Origin of the sequence: Bacillus sp. CHD6a, assembly GCF_001293645.1 — a bacterium.
Taxonomy (GTDB): Bacteria; Bacillota; Bacilli; order Bacillales; family Bacillaceae_I; genus Sutcliffiella_A.
Map to the genome: position 1 here is coordinate 64,686 of NZ_LBMD01000019.1, position 16,248 is coordinate 80,933.

At 39.5% G+C, this 16,248-nt stretch carries 13 protein-coding genes; 7 read left to right on the forward strand and 6 right to left on the reverse strand.

Going from position 1 to position 16,248, the window contains the following annotated elements; all coding sequences use genetic code 11:
• Nucleotides 1-70 precede the first annotated feature (70 nt).
• The 3 genes from ku (at nt 71) to AAV98_RS14420 (ending at nt 3,224) form a co-directional block, all read left to right on the forward strand.
• Entirely contained in the window at nt 71-967 is an 897-nt protein-coding gene (gene ku / locus AAV98_RS14410) for a non-homologous end joining protein Ku (protein WP_060666251.1), read from the forward strand.
• A 55-nt stretch (nt 968-1,022) separates the two neighbouring features.
• Nucleotides 1,023-2,861: a DNA ligase D gene (locus AAV98_RS14415; RefSeq protein ID WP_082380903.1), complete on the forward strand. Its 1,839-nt coding sequence runs from the start codon at nt 1,023-1,025 to the stop codon at nt 2,859-2,861.
• A 78-nt stretch (nt 2,862-2,939) separates the two neighbouring features.
• Entirely contained in the window at nt 2,940-3,224 is a 285-nt protein-coding gene (locus AAV98_RS14420) for a hypothetical protein (RefSeq protein WP_156317792.1), read from the forward strand.
• A 6-nt stretch (nt 3,225-3,230) separates the two neighbouring features.
• Here AAV98_RS14420 and AAV98_RS14425 read toward each other — a convergent pair whose 3' ends face one another.
• Complete coding sequence (locus AAV98_RS14425) at nt 3,231-4,214, reverse strand: YeiH family protein (RefSeq protein WP_060666253.1); 984 nt, start codon at nt 4,212-4,214, stop codon at nt 3,231-3,233.
• A 734-nt stretch (nt 4,215-4,948) separates the two neighbouring features.
• On the opposite strand from AAV98_RS14425, the gene AAV98_RS14430 reads away from it, so the two are divergent.
• The gene (locus AAV98_RS14430) at nt 4,949-6,088 is read left to right on the forward strand and encodes a mechanosensitive ion channel family protein (RefSeq protein ID WP_197284299.1); all 1,140 of its coding nucleotides are present in this window, start codon (nt 4,949-4,951) and stop codon (nt 6,086-6,088) included.
• A 573-nt stretch (nt 6,089-6,661) separates the two neighbouring features.
• On the opposite strand, the gene AAV98_RS14435 is transcribed toward AAV98_RS14430, so the two are convergent.
• Nucleotides 6,662-6,847: a Fur-regulated basic protein FbpA gene (locus tag AAV98_RS14435; RefSeq protein WP_060666254.1), complete on the reverse strand. Its 186-nt coding sequence runs from the start codon at nt 6,845-6,847 to the stop codon at nt 6,662-6,664.
• A 127-nt stretch (nt 6,848-6,974) separates the two neighbouring features.
• On the reverse strand, nt 6,975-9,263 hold the full coding sequence (locus AAV98_RS14440) for an ATP-dependent DNA helicase (protein WP_060666255.1): 2,289 nt from the start codon (nt 9,261-9,263) through the stop codon (nt 6,975-6,977).
• A gap of 130 nt (nt 9,264-9,393) precedes the next feature.
• On the opposite strand from AAV98_RS14440, the gene AAV98_RS14445 reads away from it, so the two are divergent.
• Genes AAV98_RS14445 through AAV98_RS14455 form a run of 3 tightly spaced genes read left to right on the forward strand, consistent with a single transcriptional unit; the run spans nt 9,394 to nt 13,077 of the window.
• The gene (locus AAV98_RS14445) at nt 9,394-10,836 is read left to right on the forward strand and encodes a spore germination protein (protein ID WP_060666256.1); all 1,443 of its coding nucleotides are present in this window, start codon (nt 9,394-9,396) and stop codon (nt 10,834-10,836) included.
• Between the two features lie 11 nt (nt 10,837-10,847).
• The gene (locus tag AAV98_RS14450; protein ID WP_060666257.1) at nt 10,848-11,960 is read left to right on the forward strand and encodes a GerAB/ArcD/ProY family transporter; all 1,113 of its coding nucleotides are present in this window, start codon (nt 10,848-10,850) and stop codon (nt 11,958-11,960) included.
• Nucleotides 11,941-13,077 (forward strand): Ger(x)C family spore germination protein, encoded by a 1,137-nt coding sequence (locus tag AAV98_RS14455; protein WP_060666258.1) that lies wholly within the window; start codon nt 11,941-11,943, stop codon nt 13,075-13,077. Before AAV98_RS14450 ends, AAV98_RS14455 begins: the two co-directional genes overlap by 20 nt.
• Before the next feature lie 20 nt (nt 13,078-13,097).
• Here AAV98_RS14455 and AAV98_RS14460 read toward each other — a convergent pair whose 3' ends face one another.
• The 3 genes from AAV98_RS14460 to kynU all read right to left on the reverse strand — a co-directional run bounded on the left by AAV98_RS14460 (nt 13,098) and on the right by kynU (nt 15,799).
• Entirely contained in the window at nt 13,098-13,820 is a 723-nt protein-coding gene (locus AAV98_RS14460; protein ID WP_060666259.1) for an alpha/beta fold hydrolase, read from the reverse strand.
• Nucleotides 13,821-13,891: 71 nt separating this feature from the next.
• Nucleotides 13,892-14,515 carry an arylformamidase gene (gene kynB, locus AAV98_RS14465; RefSeq protein WP_060666260.1) on the reverse strand — a complete coding sequence of 208 codons (624 nt, stop codon included), beginning with the start codon at nt 14,513-14,515 and terminating at the stop codon, nt 13,892-13,894.
• Nucleotides 14,516-14,527: 12 nt separating this feature from the next.
• Nucleotides 14,528-15,799, reverse strand: coding sequence for a kynureninase (gene kynU / locus AAV98_RS14470; protein WP_060666261.1), 1,272 nt, complete (start codon nt 15,797-15,799; stop codon nt 14,528-14,530).
• Nucleotides 15,800-16,248: the final 449 nt, after the last annotated feature.

The following is a 16,248-nucleotide window of genomic DNA, read 5'->3' on the forward strand; positions in this document are numbered from 1 at the left end:
AGGATAAACTACATTAGAGCACCTGGAAAGTGCTTTTATCAAAATATTAAGATAATTTAGGTGATACAGCATGCACACAATGTGGAAAGGTTCCATTAGCTTCGGATTAGTCAACATACCGATAAAGATGTATTCTGCCACGGAAGACAAAGACATTAAGCTAAGAACATTGCATAAGGAATGCCACAGCCCCATTAAATACGAGAAAGTCTGTCCGAATTGCGAAAAAGAAGTGGAACAGGACGACTTAGTAAAAGGGTATGAGTATGTGAAAGGGAAATATGTCATTTTGTCTGATGAAGAGTTGAAACAATTAAAAGAAGAACACGAAGACAAAAGTGTAAAAATAATTGATTTTGTTAAGCTCGAAGACATCGACCCTATTTATTTTAATCGCTCATACTTCTTAGGACCAGGGGAGAACGGCAGTAAGGCCTATTCATTATTAAGAGAAGCTTTAGAGGATTCAAAGAAAATTGGAGTTGCAGAAATAACCATTCGTTCTAAACAACAACTCGCGATTGTCCGTGTTTATAAGGATTGTCTCGTAATGGAAACAGTACACTATCCTGATGAGGTTAGGAATGTCGCAGATGTGCCAAGCGTCCCTGAAAGAAAAGATGTGGACAAAAAAGAGCTCGATACTGCCATTACGTTAATTGATCAGTTAACTACTGAATTTGAACCTGAAAAGTACCATGATGATTACAGAGAAGCAGTGCTCCGACTGGTACAAGAAAAAATTAATAAAGAAGAGGGAACGACGACTCCTATTGATTCAGACAAATCTAATGTAGTAGACCTAATGAGTGCATTACAAGCAAGCATTGAAAGAACGAAAGATCAGGGCGAGAAATCCGTAAAGAAAAAAAAGACGGAAACAAAAGCGGAGTTTTCAGAAAAGAAAACAGCCAGCTCCCAACCCAAAAAGCGGACAACCAGAAAAAAGAAAGCATCTAGCTCATAAGTTAGATGCTTTCTTCTAAAACATTGCTCGACTTATTAGGAAAGGAACTATTATCATGATTAAACCGATGCTACCAACACTTCATCAACATCCTCCACAAGGGAAGGACTGGGTATATGAGGTCAAGTATGACGGATATCGATGTATCGCTGTCTTAGACAACCATAACATTAGTCTCCAAAGCAGAGGTGGAACGGAACTTTCAGCTTCCTTTCCAGAGATCGTCCATTTTCTAAAAGACTTAACGCTTATGGATGCCTGGAAAAGGGTGCTTCCCCTCATAATAGACTGTGAACTTACTGTGTTAACGTCCCCACAAAAGGCGAATTTTCAAATCTTACAAAAAAGAGGTAGAAGTAAAACAAAGGATAGAATTAGCAAGCTATCGAACGAACATCCAGCCACACTTTTAGCCTTCGACCTACTAGAACTAAAAGGAGATACTCTAATCCAAAAAAAATTTACAGAACGCAAAAAAACACTTTTCCACCTTTTTGAACAGACAGGGTTACCTCTTTCTCCAGTTGTGAAGAACGTTTCAAGACTTCAGTATGTTCCTTTCTCAAACAACTCGGAGGAATTATGGGAGCAAATCAAATTTGAGCATGGTGAAGGACTAATTGCCAAAAAAATTAACAGTACATACTCCTTAGGAAAACGAACAACAGATTGGATAAAAGTAAAAAATTATAAAGCAGTAACATGTTTCATCACTGCTTATCAAAAAGAAAACGGTTACTTTCATATTGGTGTTTTTAAAGGGGATGAAGTGGAAGGTATTGGTCTTTTTTCACATGGACTAACATCTGAGGAGAGATCTGCACTGATTGAAGTTATCAAGCAATACAGCTACAACGAAGATGCTAAATTTGTTTATGTAAAGCCAGGTATTTGCGTTGAAATATATTATCTCGAAATTTATCAGAACCAATTAAGACACCCAGAATTTAGTCGTTTCCGCTTTGATGTAGAGGTGAAGGAGTGTTCCCTTGAAACATTATTTAAACCAACACTTCCTGCTTCTGTTCCCATCACAAACCCAGATAAGCCCCTTTGGGAAGAGCCATTGGTGACTAAACAGGCCTTTATCGATTTTCTTTCTCATTGCTCTCCTTATATGCTTCCATTTTTAAAAGACAGAGCAATGACAGTCATTCGCTTTCCGCATGGTATGTCCGGAGAAAGTTTTTATCAGAAGAATTGCCCTGATTATGCCCCTCCCTTTGTAGAGACTCATGTTGATCAAGACATTAACTTTATTTTATGCAACAATATGGAAACCTTAATTTGGCTTGGCAATCAGCTTGCACTGGAATTTCACGTGCCCTTTCAAACTGTTCTAACAAGTGAGCCGAGTGAAATTGTATTTGACTTGGACCCTCCATCGAAAGAGCATTTTTCCATCGCAATAACAGGAGCGATAATAATGAAGGAAGTTTTTGATCAACTCGGTTTACGTTCTTTCGTAAAAACGTCAGGAAGAAAAGGGCTCCAAGTATACATCCCTTTACCTGATGGACAATTTACCTATCAAGATACCAGACAATTTACTGCATTCATTGCAAATTACTTAGTCTCCAAAGAACCTACTCTCTTTACTGTGGAACGTTTAAAAAAGCATAGAGGAAATAGAGTATATGTGGATTATGTGCAGCACGCTGAGGGCAAAACAATCATTGCCCCTTATTCGCTTAGAGGGAATGACTTGCCAACAGTTGCTACACCCTTGTATTGGAGGGAAGTAAAAGAAAGCTTGAGACCAGAAGAATTCACGTTATTCTCTGTACAAGAAAGGTTGAAAAAACTTGGTGATCCTTTTGAAGATTTCGCTACAAGTAAAACAACACAACCATTTCAAGACGTGCTATCCTCGCTAAAACAATTGGGCCAATAGGATGAAATGCTAGCTGTAGAATGCGCAAGGTATAGCAGGGAGTAATATTGGAAAGGATGGACACTAAAAAAGGAAAAGGTGATTGTCGTGCAAGCCTTTGCCGTGGTCCATCCCATTATAGAATTAGATGACTGCATCATTATTGAGTTTTTGGACGAAACAGAGCCAAAAGATAGCCGTAAATACCGACTATTTTTAGGAAAACGAACGATGCAAGTGTCTAAGCTGATTGTTTTCCGTCCAACACTGGAGTCTTGGCAGGATATTACATCGATGATTTCTCCCTTTTATCTGGCTTCATTAAGAACCAAACTGTTGGAACAGACCGCAGATTATATGGATAAAAAGGATGCTATTTCTTAATAAAGGTTACAAAAAATAGAGAACAAACAGTAAGCTAGTCACACCAACAAAAACAGAAGCGATAAAACCAGCAACAAAAGGTTTCAGTCCTAGGCCGCGAATATTCTTCCACCTTACCTGAAGACCGACCCCAGCCATGACCATTATTATTAGGAATTTCGCAATAGCTCCCATATATCCGCTAACTGCTTCTGTGATGAGACCGGTTGAATACATACCGCTCATGAATAAAAAGCCGAAGATAAAAAACGGAATGGCCCCTTTCAAACTTTGTGTATTGTCATTTCTGCGAACCATTATAAATGAAATCGCCAGAACGAGAGGAAGAATGAACAATGTACGAACAAGTTTGACAGTTGTAGCAACATCCCCTACCTCATCTCCAAGCAAATACCCTACAGCTACTACAGATGAAGTATCATGAATGGATGTACCTGCCCAAATCCCCATTTGCATAATGGATAACTGTAGCCATTGTCCAAGAACAGGGTATAGGAATGTTGCCAAAATATTAAAGAAGAAGATAGTGGATATGGCATACGCAACAATGGCTTCCTTTGCCTGCACTACCCCCTTGACGACGGAAATGGCTGTTGCACCACAAATACTGGTCCCGACTCCAATCAACAAGGCTAATATCTTGTCTATTTTCAACAGTTTACCAACCAATAAGGTTACTGCTATCCCTCCAGAAACAACTAGTACGATAACCAGAATGGATTGAGCCCCAATATCTAAAATACTGCCAAAGCTTAACGTCGCACCTAAAAGAACAATCGCTATCTTCAGCCATTTCTTCACAACAGTAGAAATTCCTATATTATATTTTTCATTAAGTTCAAAACTGTTACGGATGATGATTCCTATTAATAGGGCGAATAGAACTCCACCAATTGACGGGAAAAATCCACCGAGTAGTTTGGCGATTAGTGAAATCACTAGGATGAGTAATATTCCTGGAATCGTTTTGTTCATGCTTGTTTTATTCATATCCTAACCCCTAACAATCGTAAATGCACACTTCTCCTATTTTAAAGAATATAAAAAAGCCTGTCGAGAACTTTCGACAAGCTTAATATTAAATAGAACTCCGCTCTGGGTTTCCCCAAAATTTCTTCGCTTTCCACGGGTCAACCTTGAGCTTCCTCACAACGCTTGAGGCCACTGAAAAACTGATAACATAAAGTTTTTTACGATTCCTAGCTGTGGATTGGAGCAAAAGGCGAGAACTCCTGAGGGAGATAGCGCTAGGTGGAGACCCCGCAGGCGTAGCCGAGGAGGCTCCACCAGGGCCCCTAGGAAAGCGAAGCCATTTGCGGAAATCCACAGCGGTGTTTAAGAAAAAAATAAAGTCATGTACTTTTCAGTGGCCTCCAACGCTTCAGGGTCTTAACATTATCCCTACTTCCCCCCAGGACACGGAAAGCTTCGGCAGCGATACATCGCCCTAAGAAAATGCGTAGCATTTTCGAGGAGTCTTCACCTTCTCTCTAATCAACAACTAGAAATATAATAACTATACTTCTAATCGGTGGAAATGTTTGCACATGCCTTCTCTTCTTACATAAATTCCTTACCCTAAAAGCTAGAGTTAGTGTACCTCTAGGCTATCCGTTGAAATCTTAATAACTTCGTAGTAATATAGTTATTTATGATAGATTCGATAAACGTTCATTTGTCAATAAACTATATTAAATGCACCCACCCTAAGGAGGTTTGTGCCTGTGAATAAAACAATTGATTGGTTCAACAGTATCTGGACTGCTGATTATTGGACGGATTTGAATTTCTGGATTGATATGGGGGTTTCCCTACTCATACTCTTATTGTTCCTTTTATGGAGAAAATTGTTTACAAAGTACTTCTTTAAAGGTCTTTTGGCCATTTCACAAAAGACACCCACTGATTTATTTACGTATATCGTACTTGCATTTAATAAACCAGTGAGAATGTTCTTTGTGATACTTGGGATATTTTTCGCCTTAAAAACAGCACCATTCTCATTAATGGAGGCGCAGACATTATCTAAATTGATACGATCTTCTATTATTGGACTGTTTGCTTGGGGTATATTCAATTTCATTCCTTATTCTTCTAATCTATTTACCAACCTTTCCACTAGATTAGAATTTGAAGTAGACAAAATTGTCATGCCGTTTGTAACGAAAGTATTGAGATTTATTCTAATTGCTCTTGCATTCAGTATTGTATTGGAAGTGTGGGAATATGATGTTGGTGCAATCGTAGCAGGTTTAGGACTGGGTGGACTCGCCTTTGCCTTGGCCGCACAGGAATCCCTTAAAAACTTATTAGGTGGTTTTATCATCGTAACCGAAAAACCTTTTACGATGGGGGACTGGATTAAGACTCCAAGTGTTGAAGGTGTAGTAGAGGATATCTCTTTCCGCAGTACACAAGTAAGGACTTTTGCTCAAGCCGTGGTTACCGTTCCCAATGCAACATTATCAAACGAACCTATCACAAACTGGTCGAAAATGGGCAAACGACAAATAACCTTTAAGCTTGGCGTACAGTATGATACAACACGCACTAGTTTAGAAAGAGTCGTGCGAAGAATAGAGAATATGCTTCGCAACCATGAAGCAATTGATCAAGAAACGATTCTAGTCCGCTTTGATAGTTTTGGAGCTAGCAGCTTAGATATCTTCCTCTACTTCTTTACGAAATCTGTCATGTGGGGCGAATATCTAGAAGTAAAAGAGGATATAAACTTCCGAATCATGGAGATCCTTGAGGAAGAAGACGTAGTCGTAGCCTTCCCAACCAGAACACTCCATATTGAAAGCCCACAAGAAGAAAAAGAAAAACCAAAACAATACAGCCTACGAGGCGAAAAGGCATAACCCTGTAACATAGTTGAACGAAGTGGAAGGCGCGTAGACTCCTTCAAAATGCTAACGCTTTTCTTCGTGCGATAAATTACTGCCGTAGCCTTCCTTGTCCTGCGGGAGGAAGGGACAAGGGAGACAACGAAGGCATGCTATGGCCACTTTAAAGTTTTTAATGATTTCTAGCTGGTGATTGGAGCAAATGGCGAAGACTCCTGAGGGAGATAGCGGTAGCTTGAGACCCCGCAGCGAGGGAAGCCACTGAAAAACTGATAACGTAAAGTTTATTATGATTCCTAGCTGATGATTGGAGCAAATGGCGTAGACTCCTGAGGGAGATAGCGCTAGGTGGAGACCCCGCAGGCGTAGCCGAGGAGGCTCCCGAACCGCCCCTAGGAAAGCGAAGCCATTTGCGGAAATCAACAGCGGTGTATGGTAAAATTTCAAAATCAATGTCTTCCTCAGTGGCTTTCAGCGAGCCGAGGAGGCTCCCGAACCGCCCGCGGAAAGCGAAGCGCCTGCAACCGAGTGAAACAAGTTAATGTGCTACTATAAATGTACAAGAAGGCATAACCCTAGCAATTAAGGTTATGCCTTCTTTATTGGACTGACTTTCTTACTCGGAACATCATAAAAGAAATAATTGTACTCTGTCTTTAACTCAGACATTGTCATCCCATCCAACACCAACGAGTCATACACCCCGATTAAAAGAAGTTTATTTATATAATACTCACGTTGCTGCTCTAACGCCTGTTGGAGTTTCCTGCTCATTATCATTCACTTCCCTTTCAAAGGCTATATGCAAAAAGGTAAGGTTTAGGTCTACGATCCTAATTACTTAGAATATACCCAAAGAATATTGATACAGGATAAAGCTATTGTAAATTATTCTTAAATTTTATTTCCGAATGAAATTTTGCCACTCCGGAGGAAGAAGACTCCTATACTTTGATTGGAAGTAACGATCATCGATAAACAGAATGAATCCAGTGTCTTCTTCACTTCGAATTAACCGTCCCCCTGCTTGCTGCACCTTATTCATGCCAGGATAAACATAGGCAAAATCAAAACCGTTCTGACCTTGCTTTTGAAAATGCTCTTTCATGACATCCCTTTCCATAGATATTCTCGGTAAGCCTACGCCAACAATTCCCACACCCTTCAAACGGTCCCCTTTTAAATCAATTCCTTCAGAAAAAATTCCTCCCAGCACGGCAAACGCTATAAAGGTCCCTTCTCTTGCAGGGTTGAAGCACTCTAGAAACTTTTCTCTTTCCGTTTCTGTCATGACAGGTTGCTGAACAAGTGTTTCAATGGAGTCTTCCAACGCGAACTTCTCGTATCTTTCAAAAACCAAAGATAAATATTCATACGAAGGAAAAAAGACAAGAAAATTGCCTTTTTCTGCATGAAACACCTCCCTAATCGTCTCGGCAATAGGTAAGATGGATTTTTCTCTATCTTGGTATTTGGTTGAAATATTTTTGGCATAAATCTTCATTTGTTCGGGATGAAAGGGTGTGTGAATCGATAGATGATAATCTTGCTCCTCCCCTCCCAAAACGGTTTGAAAGTAACCTAGCGGATGAAGGGTTGCAGAGAAGAATACCGTTGCAACTGCCTTACTTGTCGACTCTTTTATAGCAGCAGAAGAGTCCATACAAGCAAGCTTTACCGACACTTCACTCTTATAGATCGTCACAATGGTTTTATATCGCTCGTTATAGGCTTTTGCTATTCTTAGAAAATCCTGCCCTTCAAAATAGGCTTCCAATATTTCTGGATGAGCCATCCCCGAAGGATTTCGAACCAACCATTGTTCACAAGCTTCCACTGCTGCAACCAGTACTTCTATTATAAGGGACGGCTTCTCATCAAATACAAAATGGTTTGTGATGAGAAGTTCCTTTTTCCACTTTAACAAAGAGTCATTGACTGCTTTAATCTTCAAGTACAATTCTTTATCTGTCCCCTTTACTTGTCTTGCAGCCTGTAAAAAAACGGACTTGGACAAAGAAGCGGAGAACATCTCACGTGATCTGTCCACAAGATTATGTGCTTCATCTATTAACAGAATCGTCTCCTTATGGAAATCTCCCCACCGTTGCAGCCGTACTTTAGGATCAAAAAAGTAATTATAATCACAAATTACTGCATCAGCAAACATCGCAAGGTCAAGCGAAAACTCAAATGGACAGAGCTGATGTTTGGTTGCATATACCTCAATGGTTCTCCTATCCATCAAACGTTCATTCTCAAGAATATCTTCAATTCCTTCCTTTAAACGGTCATAATAACCATCTGCAAAAGGACAAAATTCCTTTTGACAAATGGTTTCTTCTTGAAAGCATATTTTTTCTTTCGCAGTGATGGTAACAGTTTTCAAGTTCAACCCATTTTCAACAAGAAGCCTAAATGCCTCTTCTGCTATCGTCTTTGTGACAGTTTTTGCAGTAAGATACATTATTTTTTCTTGTTTCCCCTCCTGCAGAGAAAGTACAGCCGGAAAAATGGTGGCAATCGTTTTCCCGATTCCAGTAGCTGCTTTTGCAAACAACCTTTTTTCTTCGCGAATTGTTTTATAAACTGCTTTTGCCAAATCTCTTTGACCGGTTCGATAAGATTCATACGGAAATGTCAGTGTTGAAATACTCTCGTTTCTATTTTGTTTAAATTTCCATAATAGTTTTTGAAAAGTTAGGTACTCTTTTGTTAGTTCCTCAACAAACAACTGGAGTTCCTTCATCTCAAACTGTTTTTCAAAAGTCTTTTCGTCCTTGTTTTCCCTTTTGGCATATACCATGTGGACTGTTATGATATCTAGTTCATTTTTTAAACAATATATATACGCATACATTTTCAGCTGTGCCCAGTATGCTTGATAATCTTCTTCGGTTAATGTGTTCAAATCCCTCGCAGTTGTTTTTATTTCCTCTATGATGACTTGATTTTGATTGCGATAGATTCCATCGCATCTTCCTTCAACATGTAGTTCATAGTCTTCTATTTGCAATTCGATGGAGAGATACACTTCTTTTTCATAATTATCTCCTCTCTCAGCTTGCAGTCTTTGGTGGGTCCTCGTGCCCTCTTGCATAACATTAGATCCTGTAAATCTCGAATCAATGCTTCCACCCATCATGACAAATTCAACAAGTTTTCTAACTGATACGGATAATTTTTTCATCTAATAACCTCTGAGACCAATTTTCTTTAAGTATAACAAAAGAACTTCTTCTACTATGCATAATTACCACCTTGACATAGGAAAATAAAGTAAATCGAACTATTAAGCTTTGAAAGTGGTGAAGAATACCATGACGAATAATGATCCACTCATATTAACGACAAAACTCGAAGAAAACCTTTTTCACTTAAGAGAAAGGTTTGTCCATTCAGAGGATTTCATCATGGAATATCTCCACCTACAAGGTAAGGAATCCTATTTAGTTTATATTGAAACAATCATTGATAAAAAGCTTGTTCAAAAAAGGGTTTTAGAGCCTCTTAAGGAAAGTGGAATCAGTAATAACGATGAAAAACAAGCTCTCTCTTTAGTCAAAGAATCAAATAGTATTAAAGAGCTAACTCAACGCCTTCTTGAGGGCTGTTGTATTGTACTTAGCCAGAATTCAGATCTCGCTTACATTTTTGAGGTCCCAGTATTTAGCGAAAGACCAATCAAGGAACCCGAAACAGAAGGAATCATTCGAGGTGCACATGATGGATTTGTTGAATCCCTGTCTACCAATATTTCACTAATAAGAAAACGTATACATAATCCGAAACTGAAAGTAAAATACATCTACGTCGGCAATGATTCTCATACAAAAATTGGATTAATCTACTTAGATCATATAGCAAATAAAAAAACCGTTTCCCTTATCGAGCAAAAACTGTCTGAGATTAATATGGATATTGTATTGGCACCAGGCTACATTGAAGAATTTGTCAGTAACAACACTTCTATATTCCCAACCATGCTAAGCACAGAAAGACCTGACCGTATAGTAGCTAATTTAATGGACGGAAGAATTGCCATTATGTCCGATAGCAGCCCAGGTGCGTTAATTGCTCCCACCACTTTCTTCACTTTTTATCAATCACCTGATGATTACAACAGCAGGTGGTATTATGGATCTTTTATTCGTTTTATCAGGATTATGGGATTCCTGATTTCTATTGCTCTTCCTGCATTATATATCGCCATTGTATCGTTTCATTTTGAAGTTCTACCAACAGAAATTGTGTTTTCTATTAAAACCTCCTTAGAGAATGTCCCATATCCTCCACTGATTGAGGCTTTGGGCATGCAGATTACGTTAGAGATATTGAGAGAAGCTTCTATCAGGCTTCCAAGCAGAATCGCGCAAACCATTGGGGTTGTAGGAGGTTTGGTTATTGGGACTGCTGTGGTAGAGGCGAACCTTGTATCTAATACGATGATTATTGTGGTTGCCATTACAGCCATTTCTTCTTTTATCGTACCGATTACAGAGATGGGCTCCGCCATAAGATTGTTGGGATTCCCGTTTATGTTCATGGCAGCTATGTTTGGCTTAATTGGGATGAGTTTCTTTTTTATGTTTCTACTTATCCACTTATGTAAACTGGAGTCGTTTGGGACACCTTATTTCGCACCACTCTCCACATTAAGGTGGTCAGAAATGAAAGACACGTTAATTAGAGTGCCATTCCCCCTTTTTAAAACGAGACCTAATGATACGATGCCACAAAAGAAAAATAAGAAGGTAACATAAGGAGTTTTCCTATGCAAAAAGGCAGTAAAGTAAACATCAGTCAAGGGCAATTGTTTTTCCTAATTATTCAGGCCCAAATTGGCGTTGGTATCCTCTCTTTACCTTTCGCTGTCCACAGTACTGCAAAAGGAGATGGATGGATTTCCACACTTATGGCGGGTTTTGTCATTCAACTTTGGATGATGATCTCTTTAACCCTTTCGAGATGCTTTCCCGAAAAAAATTTCTTCCAAATTTTACGGCATCTTTTTGGCAAGGTATTTGGAAGTTTTCTTATCGTATCCTATACCCTTTATTTCACAGCGGTTGCAGGGCTTGTAGCTGTATTACAAACCGGACTCATCAACAAATGGATACTACCCCTAACGCCATTTTGGGTACTTTATTTACTGATTATTATCATTGCTGTTTATTTAGCGACGGACAATATATTAATCATCGCAAGGTTTTTTGGATTAACTACAGGCATTATAGTCTTTTTCATTTTACTTATTGCAACCGTTTATCGGGATGCAAATATTGCCTACATATTACCTGTTGGTCAGAGTGGAATAAAAAATATTATTCTTGCAATCAAGGACGTATTACTTGCTTTGACTGGCTTTGAGCTCATCCTCCTCATTTACCCTATGATAAAAAATAAACAAAAAACAGCCAAAACGCTCACCTTCGCCAATATAACAACTGTGCTCATTTATGGTTTCCTTGTGTTTACAAGCTTAATTATCTTCAGCCCTGAAGAAATAACACTCGTTCCAGAGCCTGTCTTATATATGTTAAAAGCTATATCATTTGAAGTTATTGAAAGATTAGACCTTATTTTCTTGTCTATTTGGGTGATTCCTATGACAAATTCGTTCATCATTTACTTGTATCAAGCCAGCAAAGGGCTAAAGGAATTGTTCCATACCCAATCACATGCACCATTTGTACCAATAATTGTCTTCCCAATATTCATTTCAGGTTTCTTTCTACAAAATAAATTTATTATTGAAGATATTAATAAAATCTTTCAGTACGTAATCTTTGTTTTTGCCTTTATATTGCCACTTTTCTTCTTACTAATTGCTTTAGTTAAAAAGAAAATGAATAGGAGGAAGATCAATGAATCGGCGAAGTTTTAGTATTATTGTTTGTTTACTATTGGCACTGCTTCTCCTAGCAGGCTGTTGGGACCAACGCCTGTTAAAAGATTTGAAACTAGTGTTTACTGTTGCTTTTGATGTAGGAGAAGATGGTTCCATCATTTCTCATATTGCTATTAGGGAGTCAGAAAAATTAAGTGTGGGAGGAAAACCTGGCCAAGCAACTGTTGCAGTGGTAGAAGGTAAAGGAATTACATTGAGGGATACCCGATTAGCGTTTGATAGGAGAATTCCAGGAGAATTCTCACCCAGCAAGATGAGAGCGTATCTAATGGGTGAGGACCTGGCCAAAAAGGATATCTATTCCATCCTGGACATCTTATATCGCGACCCAAAGGCTCCATTAGGGGCAAGGCTTGCCATTGTTCAAGGAAAGGGGCAAGACATCATACAGATGAAGACAATTAAAGAAACCCTGTTAACAGAAGCTATTTCAGACCTTTTGGAAACAGCAGAAAACAATACTATCATCAAAAACGAAACCGTCCAAACTGTTTGTCCTACCATGTTTGATCCAAGCGCTGACTTTACTCTGCCAGTCATTAAAAAGATTGAATCGGATCATATTGAAGTAATAGGCATGGGATTAATCAGCGATAAGAGCTTTACCGGAATTACACTTAACGACAGACTATCAACGATCTTACTTTTGCTTGCTAATGAAAAAGGGAAAAGGGCACAAGTCAATATGCTCGTCCACCCAGAAGAGGATAATCCACAGAATCAACATATGACATTAAGTATCTCCAAAGCGAAAAGTCATTTTAAAACAACCGTCCATTCTCCAACTGATATTAAAGTGACGATAGATTTAAAAATAACAGGTGCGATTGCCGAGTATCCGAAAAATCATCTGTTGGATAAAAAGAAGGTAAAGGATCTCGAAGAAAAAGCGACCCAGCATTTTATGGCCAAGTCTGAAGAAGTGATAAAAATCATTCAAGATGCCAATAGTGATGTATTAAAAATCGGGCAGCATATGAAAGTGCACCACAATAAGACATGGGAAGAAATGAAGTGGAGGGAAGTATATCCGACCATAGAAATCGTTCCGAATGTGACGGTGGAAATAACAGGAACGGGAATCATTAATTAATGCATAAAAAAGGAGGAGCATTAAAAGCTCCTCACGATACCTTGTACGATTCGTTTCCATTGTTCCTCTTTGGGGATGCTTGCTTCATTATCCCCCTTTTGAAGGCCATAGTCTCCAAACTGAGAATGATTGCCGCCTTGAATGATAAATGTATAAGTCTGAGATGGAAGCCGTGAATCAGCTTTAGTTAATTTTTCATCATCAATAACACCGTCCAGTTGGGCTTCAAAAGTAATGACCTCTCCTTTAAAAGATGATAAATCGTCATCTTCTGATGGATATGCCGCCATTAAGATTAAACCTGTAACCTTATCGGGATTATTCGCCACATATTTTGCAGCCATCGCTCCGCCAAGGGAATGACCTGCCACAATCCACTCGCGATCATCATACTCGTCAACAATCTTGTCCGCTTTATCTGAATTAAATACTGCAAGGTGCAAAGGCATCTTTGCGATGATAAAAGGGACCCCTTGCTCTGCTACCATCTTTGCCAATGGGGCATAAGCGGCAGCTTCTACTCTTCCACCAGGATAGAAGATGATGCCTGCTTCATCATTTTCTACCGTTGGAAAGAAAGAAATCCAACCATTGTTTTCTTTAATTGTGACATTGTCTGTTGAATCCAAGCTGTCATCATTTATTAATTTATAAGGTGTTGCAATCAAAAATAGACATGCTGCAGCCGCTACACCCACAACAATTCCTAAGATAACTAAACTGATCTTTTGCCATTTTTTCATCTTTGTACCTCACCATAATAGATTACTGTCTATTTTATGAAAACAAAGAAGGGAAAGCAAATTTCTACCACTTATTTTTCTAAAAGCACCGCTCTAACTGGGCTTCCATCCGCACCCTTTATTTTCAAAGGCAGGGCAATCAACTCGTACTCGCCTTCTTTAATATCACGTAAATCAATTCCCTCCAGTATACAAATGTTGGCTTGATGCAAGCTGTGATGAATCGGTAGGTCTTTGCTATCCAACACATCTACACTAGGAAGGTCTACACCAATTAAAGGGACTTCCATTTCCTTCAACAGTTCTACCACTCCTAACGATAGCGTTGGTATTCGTTCAGGAAACTCTCCTTCGTCCTCCCATGCATCCGTTCGAAAGAGAATTCGTTTTGCATGGTGTTGCTTAAAAGCTTCTTCAACATGCTTTCTTTCAATAATATGATGTCCTCTTACATCCACAACGACGGCCGGACCTTTGAAAATACAAAGGTCCAACTCATCCATCCGCTTTCCCTTGTCATCAAAATGAAATGGTGCATCCACATGAGTTGCTGTATGAACACTCATTTTTATACTGCCCACATTAACAGACCCTGTATGCTGCTTTGACCAGTTAACTTGATAGTGAAACGGAGTATCTCCTGGCCAAGTAGGAGTATTCTCACTAAGCTGTCTAGATATATCATACATTTTCATCACCTTGCCTCCTTAAGCAACTACTTCCCGTTCGTTGGAGTATTTTTCATAATGTTTTTCATCCATAATCGTTCGCAGAATTTGCACCGTTTCATAAACATCTTTATACGTGGAGTATAATGCAACTGGAGCTAGCCGGATGATATTGGGCTTACGGAAATCTGGCACCACTCCAAGCTCCTTCAATGCTTTACATATGCGAGCAGCTTCTGGATGTTCAAGACTTACATGGCCTCCACGACAAACGTCATCCATTGGATTGGTCACTTTGAACCCATATGCCGAAAGCTCTTGCTCAATTAGTTCCATCATCAATCTCGTTTGACGGAGTGATTTATGCCTGATTTTCTTCATTCCGATTTCTTCAAACATTTGTAAAGAGCCTAACAACGGAGCCATGCTGAAAATATGAGGAGTCCCAATTTGATAGGCACCACTTGTGGCAGCAGGTGTAAACGAATGCTCCATATCAAACTGCTTTTGTTTATCCGAACCAAACCAGCCAGTTAACCCCGGTGTTCTATCAAAATGTTTTTCATGGACAAACAATGCCCCAACCCCTCCTGGACCGGAGTTTAAATATTTATAATTGCACCAATAAGCAAAATCAACTTCCCATAGGTGAAATTCATGTGGAATGGCTCCAACAGAATGGCATCCATCCCAACCGACTATAACGCCTTTTTCATGAGCTGCTTTGGTGATTTTTTTTATATCAAACAGCTGACCACTTCGATACAAAACTGTAGGTAAAATAAGAATGGCCACCTCTTCATTAAGTTGTCGGATGATATCCTCTTCACAGATGGTATGTCCATCCCTGCTTTTCACTTGAATGAGATGTTCTTCCGGTAGTAAACCTTTCAATTTTAAAATACTTTGAATCGCATATATGTCGGAAGGAAAATTCAACTCATCCGCCACAATCTTCGTCCGCTTCCCTTTTGGATGATAGAAAGTCGCCAACAATTGATGAAGATTACTTGTGGTAGAACCTGTAACCATCACTTCCTGCTTTTTCGCACCTACAAGCGGCGCACTTAATTCGCCAAGCTTTTCAGCAAAATAAAACCACGGCTCCTCCCCGCTCGTCCAACCATCAATACCATGTTGTTTCCATGAATCCAAGAGCCTCAGAAGTGATGATTCTGCCCTCTTCGATAAAAGCCCAAGCGAATTACCATCCATATAAATAGAACCTTCATTTATGTAAAATTCTTCACGATACTTCTTTAAACAATCCTCATCATCCCATCTATTAATCAGATCCATCGTAATACTCATCTGTCATCCCCCTTTGCATTTCCCCTACATTATCTCATTATTCTGTTAAGTGGAACAATGAAAAATGATTAGGTTATAAAGAAATTGAAGTTCCTAGTGAATCATAGTTGTGAATTGGAGCAAATGGCGCAGACTCCTGAGGGAGATAGCGCTAGGTGGAGACCCCGCAGGCGTAGCTAAGCCACTGAAAAACAGAATACTATGTGTAGTGGATATTTAGCTGTGGATTGGAGCAAATGGCGCAGACTCCTGAGGGAGATAGCGCTAGGTGGAGACCCCGCAGGCGTAGCTAAGCCACTGAAAAACAGAAATACTATGTGTAGTGGATATTTAGCTGTGGATTGGAGCAAATGGCGCAGACTCCTGAGGGAGACAGCGCTAGGTGGAGACCCCGCAGGCGTAGCCGAGGAGGCTCCAGCAGCGCCCCTAGGAAAGCGAAGCCATTTGCG

Excerpts from the sequence above, each read along its gene's own strand:
- ku (WP_060666251.1), top strand. The coding sequence starts at position 71 with ATGCACACAATGTGGAAAGGTTCCATTAGCTTCGGATTAGTCAACATA.
- AAV98_RS14415 (WP_082380903.1), top strand. The coding sequence starts at position 1,023 with ATGATTAAACCGATGCTACCAACACTTCATCAACATCCTCCACAAGGG.
- AAV98_RS14425 (WP_060666253.1), bottom strand. The coding sequence starts at position 4,214 with ATGAATAAAACAAGCATGAACAAAACGATTCCAGGAATATTACTCATC.
- AAV98_RS14435 (WP_060666254.1), bottom strand. The coding sequence starts at position 6,847 with ATGAGCAGGAAACTCCAACAGGCGTTAGAGCAGCAACGTGAGTATTAT.
- AAV98_RS14440 (WP_060666255.1), bottom strand. The coding sequence starts at position 9,263 with ATGAAAAAATTATCCGTATCAGTTAGAAAACTTGTTGAATTTGTCATG.
- AAV98_RS14445 (WP_060666256.1), top strand. The coding sequence starts at position 9,394 with ATGACGAATAATGATCCACTCATATTAACGACAAAACTCGAAGAAAAC.
- AAV98_RS14450 (WP_060666257.1), top strand. The coding sequence starts at position 10,848 with ATGCAAAAAGGCAGTAAAGTAAACATCAGTCAAGGGCAATTGTTTTTC.
- AAV98_RS14455 (WP_060666258.1), top strand. The coding sequence starts at position 11,941 with ATGAATCGGCGAAGTTTTAGTATTATTGTTTGTTTACTATTGGCACTG.
- AAV98_RS14460 (WP_060666259.1), bottom strand. The coding sequence starts at position 13,820 with ATGAAAAAATGGCAAAAGATCAGTTTAGTTATCTTAGGAATTGTTGTG.
- kynB (WP_060666260.1), bottom strand. The coding sequence starts at position 14,515 with ATGAAAATGTATGATATATCTAGACAGCTTAGTGAGAATACTCCTACT.
- kynU (WP_060666261.1), bottom strand. The coding sequence starts at position 15,799 with ATGAGTATTACGATGGATCTGATTAATAGATGGGATGATGAGGATTGT.